The sequence below is a fragment of the Moorena producens 3L genome (assembly GCF_000211815.1).
GTDB classification, from domain to species: domain Bacteria; phylum Cyanobacteriota; class Cyanobacteriia; order Cyanobacteriales; family Coleofasciculaceae; genus Moorena; species Moorena producens.
The window spans coordinates 1-6,941 of the sequence record NZ_GL890855.1 but is presented as its reverse complement, the minus strand read 5'-3'; the positions used below and the strand labels follow the sequence as shown (position 1 = coordinate 6,941).

The following is a 6,941-nucleotide window of genomic DNA, read 5'->3' as shown; positions in this document are numbered from 1 at the left end:
GGAAGAGCCAGCCTTAGAGTTTTCCAAGGCCATAGGCTGGCTCTGGGTCCCCTTTACAGGAGATAACTTATTATGTCCGATAGTCAACACCTATACCCATGGGTGGTGGTTAGGTTGTTACGACCGATGCCACCAGTCGTTTTCGCTCGGTTCGAGAACCCTGCTGATGCCAAGGGCTAGTGCGGCTCGTTCTGAGTGGGAGCCTTTCGTAACGAAAGGGGTATGACTCAGGGGATTCGCGGGGAAAACCCCGAATTCATAACTATTCGTTCGGATGGCGGTGAAAACCCGACCCCATGAGGAGATATGTGACACCCTATCTTGGCCACACCGAGCAAGCGACATCTTGCAGAGTGAAGCTGGCACCAGGGCGGAATCAGAGGTAAATCAGATGTGCCACACTGCCGCTAAAGGGAAGACGACATGGGTAACAGTAGCGAATGTCCTGAAAAAGTGTCTGATAGCAAAGCCGCAATCTGACTAGTATATGCGAGACTTTATCCTTTAATTCTCACAACGTTTTTAGCCCGACAGTTGTAATCTCCGAGAAAAGGATAGGCAAAATGGACAGCCCTAAATCGTCACAACAATCTAACGAATGGAACGAGTAAAAACGGCAACAATACTAGGTCTAGGGAACGGTCGTAACCCTAGTAAGCAATGCCTCGCTTAATCCCTATTGCCGGGTAGGATGCAGTCGAAAAACTGGCTGCGGGTATTCAGAATATACAAACTCTAAGAGAGTATGGGTAGACACATGTCAAATAGATCTAGTGACCTATGGAAAAGTCAGAGTTGGAAGAAACACCAACAAAACTTGTTCCGCCTACAAAAGCGAGTATACAAAGCAGTTCGATCCGGAGATTTGAAGAAAGCCAGGTCTCTACAGAAACTGATACTGAAATCCCGATCAGCGCAACTTTTGGCCGTCCGTCAAGTGTCACAGCTAAACAAAGGGAAGAAAACGGCTGGAGTTGATGGCCAGTTAAGCCTCAACTACAGACAGCGTGCTGAATTGGTAGAAACATTGAACGATCATGCCTCAGACTGGAAGCATAATCGACTTCGTGAAATTCCAATCCCTAAAAAGAACGGAAAAGTAAGGATGTTGAAAATACCAACCCTCGCCGATAGAGCCTGGCAATGTCTGATTAAATATGCACTGGAACCAGCTCATGAAGCCACCTTCAGTGCAAACAGTTACGGATTCCGCACAGGACGATGTGCCCAAGACGTACAAAAACGCCTACAACTGCACCTAAAATCAGACTGTAACGGAATCACAAAAAGGGTCATCGAATTAGACATTAAAAAGTGCTTTGGCCGTAGGCCACGCTTCGCGAACGACCGTATATCACACTCCTCAATTATGAAGAGACTCATAGCTCCAGCATCTATCAAATTGGGAATATTCCGCTGTCTTAAAGCTGGAATAAATCCAGGATTCCCGGAGCAAGGCACCCCACAGGGAGGTGTAGTCAGCCCTTTGCTAGCAAATATAGCACTTAACGGAATAGAAGAAATACACACTAGTCTGCGTTATGCGGACGATATGGTAATAATCCTAAAGCCAAAAGATAATGCTGAGAAGATAATGAATAAAATCAAAAACTTCTTAGCAGAGCGTGGGATGGAAATCAATGAAGAAAAGACTAAGCTCACCAAAACGACAGATGGATTTGACTTTCTGGGGTGGAAATTCCGCGTCCAGCAAAACGGAAAATTCCGAAGCATTCCCTCAGCGGAAAACTTCGCTAAACTCCGTGACAAAGTAAAAGCCATAATCAATAGCTCGAACTATGGTGCTGAATTAAAAGCTAAGAAGTTAGCCCCGATAGTACGAGGTTGGAGAAACTACCACAGCAGTTGCGATATGAGCAACTCTCGGGATACATTATGGTTTATTAGTAAAACTGCCCACCGAAAGTTCCGAAAGGAAAAAAAAGTAAGTCGGTATAGAGCTACTAAACTATGCAATAAAGCATTCCCGAAGGTAGGGTATAAACAAAACCAGCACGTTAATGTTAAGGGAACCAAGTCACCATATGACGGAGACCTGGTCTACTGGAGTAATCGCAATTCACAACTATACTCCGGAGCTACTTCAGATGCCTTGAAAAAGCAAAACCATTCCTGTGGACACTGTGGATTGAGGTTCAAAGAAGACCAAACTGTACATCTCCACCACATTGATGGAAACCACGACAATTGGAAGAAAAAGAACCTATTAGCAGTCCACCAGAGCTGCCACCAACAGATACACTGGAGCACTCCGAAAGGAGAGGATATCTAGGAGCCGTATGCGATGAAAGTCGCACGTACGGTTCTGAAGCGGAGGTGCTCCCCTTAATAGGGGACATCGACCGTAACTGTGCAGGTCCTGAAACTGCTGATGCCTGGTGCCAAGTTTCTACTTTTTTTTGACCAGCGAGTAATTCCGTAGCCTCACGGGGTTGTCACTCCGTGAGGATTTTTAGTCTAAAACTATTTCATTAAAATCGGGGTGCTAATCACCCCGATTTTAATGGCTATACAGTGGTTAATTTTTAGTTAAACAGGATGAACTAATTGGGTGTTAAACTACAGCAGCCTCCTTTTCGGCAGACTTAACTTTACTCAAAAGCTCTTGCAATTTGTCACCCTCAATTACTTCCGTGTCCAATATTTGTTTAGCAATGGTTTCGAGCAACTCCCGATTCTCGTTCAGAATAGCTAATGCTTGTTGATGACCTGTTTCGACAATCTCTTTGACTTCATCATCAATTGCTTTAGCAGTTTCATCACTGACATTGCGGCGGGGATTCATCATCCCATCTCCCAGAAAGCTTGACTGCTGACCTTTCTGGTAAGCTAAGGGGCCGAGAACTTTACTCATGCCATAGGTGGTTACCATTTGCTCCGCTAAATCCGTAGCTCGTTGCAGGTCATTGGAAGCGCCAGTGGTAATGCTATTAAACACAATCTCTTCCGCTGCCCGTCCACCAAGCAAGGTAGCAATCTGACCCTGGAGTTCTTTTTCATCCATTAAGAAGCGGTCTTCTGTAGGCATTTGCAAGGTGTAGCCTAGTGCTGCCATCCCCCGTGGCACAATGGAGATTTTAGCGACTTTACTACCACCAGGCATCAAAGCACCAACTAGAGCATGACCGACTTCATGGTAAGCAACGATAGTTTTCTCTTTGTCATTGAGTACCCGGCTTTTCTTCTCTAGACCAGCTACGACTCGCTCAATCGCTTCAGCAAAGTCGGCTTGAGTTACTTTTTCCTTGCGGTTACGGGCAGCTAACAGGGCTGCTTCATTAACGAGATTAGCAAGATCAGCACCAGCAAAACCAGGAGTACGAGTTGCGATCGCTTTTAGATCTACATCTTCCCCAAGCTTCACTTTCTTAGCATAGATTTCCAGAATTTTCAAGCGACCGGATAAGTCTGGACGGTCTACTAACACTTGCCGATCGAATCGTCCTGGACGTAACAGAGCTGGGTCTAGGGTTTCAGGGCGGTTAGTCGCTGCTAAGACAATTACCGTGGCATCACCAGCAGCAAATCCATCCATTTCCGTTAGCAACTGGTTGAGGGTTTGTTCCCGCTCATCGTTGCCACCAACAAAACCAGAACCACTAGCACGGGACTTACCAATAGCATCCAATTCATCAATGAAAATAATACAGGGAGCTTTCTTTTTGGCCTGTTCAAATAAATCCCGAACTCTGGCAGCACCAGCACCCACAAACAGTTCTACAAACTCCGATCCAGAAATACTAAAGAATGGTACACCAGCTTCTCCAGCTACTGCTTTAGCCATTAGGGTTTTACCCGTTCCAGGAGGTCCAACTAATAGCACTCCTTTTGGAATTCGCGCTCCTATGTTAGTAAACCGTTGGGGCGTTTTGAGAAAATCCACAATTTCCTGTAATTCAGTCTTTGCTTCTTCTACCCCTGCCACATCATTAAAGGTAACTTTCGTGGCATCATCTTGCACATAAACCTTAGCTTTACTCTTGCTAATAGACAGAGCACCTTGGGGTCCGCCACCACCAAAACGTCCTGCAAAAAACTGCAAAATGCCAACAAAAATCAGTGGAGGTATCACCCAGCTGAGCACGATGGCAAACCAGCTTCGTTTAGGGGGAGGAGCAGCAGCAAATTCTACTCCTTTATCTTCTAGCCGTTGGGGTAACTCTAGATCATAGATTGGGGTGGTAATCAGAATTTGTCCTGGCTGTTCAGTATCAGCTTTGAGCTGATACTGGATTTGGTCTTGCCCAACATAAACCCGCGCTACCTGTCCATCTTGGACTTGGTCAATAAACAAGCTGTAGGGTACCCGAGAGATTTTCTGTCCAAAAAACCCAGGCAAGAATAGGTTAGCTACAAGAAATAAACCCCCTAAAAATAATAGAATATTGCCAATTAGGCGAGAGCGAGGGGGTTGAGGTTTGTCTTTAATACTCATAGATGCAAGGTAGTTAAATGCAAACTAGTGTTTGTTTAAAATGCTTTTGTTATACAGGCTGAAAGCCCTTACTTTTAGCCTACCAGGGTACGGTTAAAAGTTATACCGATTGTTCAAAGTAGGACTACAGATGCAGATGAGGAGATGGGGAGATGGGGAGATCAAAAGGACGTGTAGCGGTGTCAGCCCTAAGAATTGGTATTAACTCTAAAATTCCAGACTTACTTGATCAGGGTAAACCCATCTTATTTTGAAATGCCTACGATAGGTATTTTTGCTTATTAATTGTGAAATCTTTGGTCAGTAAGGCTTTTAGTATTTAGATGGGCTAGATAAGTATTTTTGCGTATTAATTGTGAAATCTTTGGTCAGTAAGGCTTCTAGAATTTAGATTGGTTTATTATATATAGCATTTCGTGTAGGAATTGGAAAAAACGATTACCGTTTTTGACCTTGTCTTTATGCAGTCACTCATGAGGGAAACCCCCTTTGGCGGCGCTGCATCGCTACCAAAAATCCCTATATAGTTGATTAACTCTTGCCTCTTGCCTCTTGCCTCTTGCCTTTTCCTAAGGGATTCTGTTCACAACTCAACTATAAATGCTATATATCGAGAGATAGATTTAGACGGCTTCCAACCAATCAAAGATTTGATCTAATTGATCTAATGAAATTAGTCCGTATTGCCACAGAATCATCGGTAAAAAGTTTGGGCTTGGTTCGCCCTGGCGTAGGGCCAGGGCAATGGAAGCCCTAGGAATCTCTAACTCTTCCTGTAACCAGCGAATCAATTTAGTGAGCACTGAAGACTGCATCGACCTCTGGTTTAGGAATTGGGCAGAGAGTTGCTAGCAAAAGCATCCATGGCATAGGCCGGAGTGCGATCGCTATAGTCAGTGTCTTGACCAGTCACGGATTTGGCCAGTTTGTTGAAAGAGTTACTACGCCAGTTGCGCTCATGGATGGGCTTGGTTTGCTCACCACGGAAGTAAGCTTGAGTACCAATTAGCGCAGCAGCAGTCCAACCAACAATTAACAGTGCAATTACAATAGTCATGATTTTCTCCTTTGTGTTTTATAAGCTAGTGGTCAAACAAGTAACGAATGGTTTAGCTGATACCGAAGGCAGTCAAAATTAACAAGCTGACTAAAAAGCTAGCAATAGCACCTTGGGTAATATAATTACGCTGCTGTTCAAGTGTTGGGAAGTCTGCGTAGTAAATCTCGGTTTCAGGAGCGTAGTTATTGAGGACTCCGGTTTCATCAACGGTGGTGTACATAGTGGACTTGGTAATAGTGTTAGTGCTGAAAGTCATTTGCTTTTTTTCTCCTTTGGTCTTTATGTAAATAAATGGGTCAAACCGTTAAAGCATTGCTTGATCACAGTGTCAAAATCACAGTGTCAAATGCTTCAAGATTAGGAATTGGGTAGAGAGTTGCTAGCAAAAGCATCCATGGCATAGGCCGGAGTGCGTACGCTATAGTCAGTTTCTTGACCAGTCACGGATTTGGCCAGTGTGTTGAAAGAATCACTACGCCAGTTGCGCTCATGGATGGGCTTGGTTTGCTCACCACGGAAGTAAGCTTGAGTACCAATTAGCGCAGCAGCAGTCCAACCAACAATTAACAGTGCAATTACAATAGTCATCATTTTCTCCTTTGTGTTTTTTACAAGCTTTGGGTTTAACAAGTAATGAATGGTCTTAGCTGATACCGAAGGCGGTCAAAATTAACAAGCAGACTAACAAGCTAGCTATAGCACCTTGGGAAATATAATTACGCTGCTGTTCTACTGAAGGGAAGTCTGCGTAGTAAATCTCGGTTTCAGGAGCGTAGTTGTTGAGGACTCCGGTTTCATCAACCGTGGTGTACATAGTGGACTTGGTCATGGTGTCAGTGCTGAAAGTCATTTGGTTTTTTCTCCTTTCGTCTGTGTTTTACAAGCTTTGGGTCAAACCCTTAAAGCATTGCTTGATTAGGAATTGGGCAGAGAGTTGCTAGCAAAAGCATCCATGGCATAGGCCGGAGTGCGTACGCTATAGTCAGTGTCTTGACCAGTCACAGATTTAGCCAGTTTGTTGAAAGAATCACTACGCCAGTTGCGCTCATGGATGGGCTTGGTTTGCTCACCACGGAAGTAAGCTTGAGTACCAATTACCGCAGCAGCAGTCCAACCAACAATTAACAGTGCAATTACAATAGTCATCATTTTCTCCTTTGTGTTTTTTACAAGCTAGTGGTCAAATAAGTAACGAATGGTTTAGCTGATACCGAAGGCAGTCAAAATTAACAAGCAGACTAACAAGCTAGCTATAGCACCTTGGGAAATATAATTACGCTGCTGTTCAAGTGTTGGGAAGTCTGCGTAGTAAATCTCGGTTTCAGGAGCGTAGTTGTTGAGGACTCCGGTTTCATCAACCGTGGTGTACATAGTGGACTTGGTCATGGTGTTAGTGCTGAAAGTCATTTGCTTTTTTTCTCCTTT

10 protein-coding genes are annotated in these 6,941 nt (G+C 44.3%); 2 read left to right on the top strand and 8 right to left on the bottom strand.

What is annotated here, in order from left to right:
- On the top strand, positions 1 to 226 hold a 226-nt coding region (locus LYNGBM3L_RS47250), incomplete at its 5' end, for a hypothetical protein (protein ID WP_207554305.1).
- Between the two features lie 519 nt (positions 227 to 745).
- The gene (locus LYNGBM3L_RS11240; protein ID WP_044492710.1) at positions 746 to 2,293 is read left to right on the top strand and encodes a reverse transcriptase domain-containing protein; all 1,548 of its coding nucleotides are present in this window, start codon (positions 746 to 748) and stop codon (positions 2,291 to 2,293) included.
- 282 nt (positions 2,294 to 2,575) lie between these two features.
- Here LYNGBM3L_RS11240 and ftsH4 read toward each other — a convergent pair whose 3' ends face one another.
- The 8 genes from ftsH4 to psb34 (LYNGBM3L_RS11200) form a co-directional block, all read right to left on the bottom strand.
- Positions 2,576 to 4,456, bottom strand: a complete 1,881-nt coding sequence (ftsH4, locus tag LYNGBM3L_RS11235) for an ATP-dependent zinc metalloprotease FtsH4 (protein ID WP_008182593.1) — start codon at positions 4,454 to 4,456, stop codon at positions 2,576 to 2,578.
- Positions 4,457 to 5,079: 623 nt separating this feature from the next.
- A complete protein-coding gene (locus tag LYNGBM3L_RS11230) occupies positions 5,080 to 5,271 on the bottom strand; it encodes a DUF2949 domain-containing protein (RefSeq protein WP_008182591.1) in 192 nt (63 codons plus the stop codon).
- A gap of 11 nt (positions 5,272 to 5,282) precedes the next feature.
- Entirely contained in the window at positions 5,283 to 5,513 is a 231-nt protein-coding gene (locus LYNGBM3L_RS11225; protein ID WP_008182589.1) for a photosystem II protein, Psb35-related, read from the bottom strand.
- 52 nt (positions 5,514 to 5,565) lie between these two features.
- Positions 5,566 to 5,736 carry a photosystem II assembly protein Psb34 gene (psb34, locus tag LYNGBM3L_RS11220; protein WP_044492720.1) on the bottom strand — a complete coding sequence of 57 codons (171 nt, stop codon included), beginning with the start codon at positions 5,734 to 5,736 and terminating at the stop codon, positions 5,566 to 5,568.
- 137 nt (positions 5,737 to 5,873) lie between these two features.
- On the bottom strand, positions 5,874 to 6,104 hold the full coding sequence (locus LYNGBM3L_RS11215; protein ID WP_044492707.1) for a photosystem II protein, Psb35-related: 231 nt from the start codon (positions 6,102 to 6,104) through the stop codon (positions 5,874 to 5,876).
- 55 nt (positions 6,105 to 6,159) lie between these two features.
- A complete protein-coding gene (psb34, locus tag LYNGBM3L_RS11210) occupies positions 6,160 to 6,330 on the bottom strand; it encodes a photosystem II assembly protein Psb34 (RefSeq protein WP_044492717.1) in 171 nt (56 codons plus the stop codon).
- Between the two features lie 101 nt (positions 6,331 to 6,431).
- Entirely contained in the window at positions 6,432 to 6,662 is a 231-nt protein-coding gene (locus tag LYNGBM3L_RS11205; RefSeq protein ID WP_044492705.1) for a photosystem II protein, Psb35-related, read from the bottom strand.
- A gap of 54 nt (positions 6,663 to 6,716) precedes the next feature.
- Positions 6,717 to 6,941, bottom strand: a 225-nt coding sequence (gene psb34, locus LYNGBM3L_RS11200) for a photosystem II assembly protein Psb34 (RefSeq protein WP_008182576.1), incomplete at its 5' end; no start/stop codon positions are given.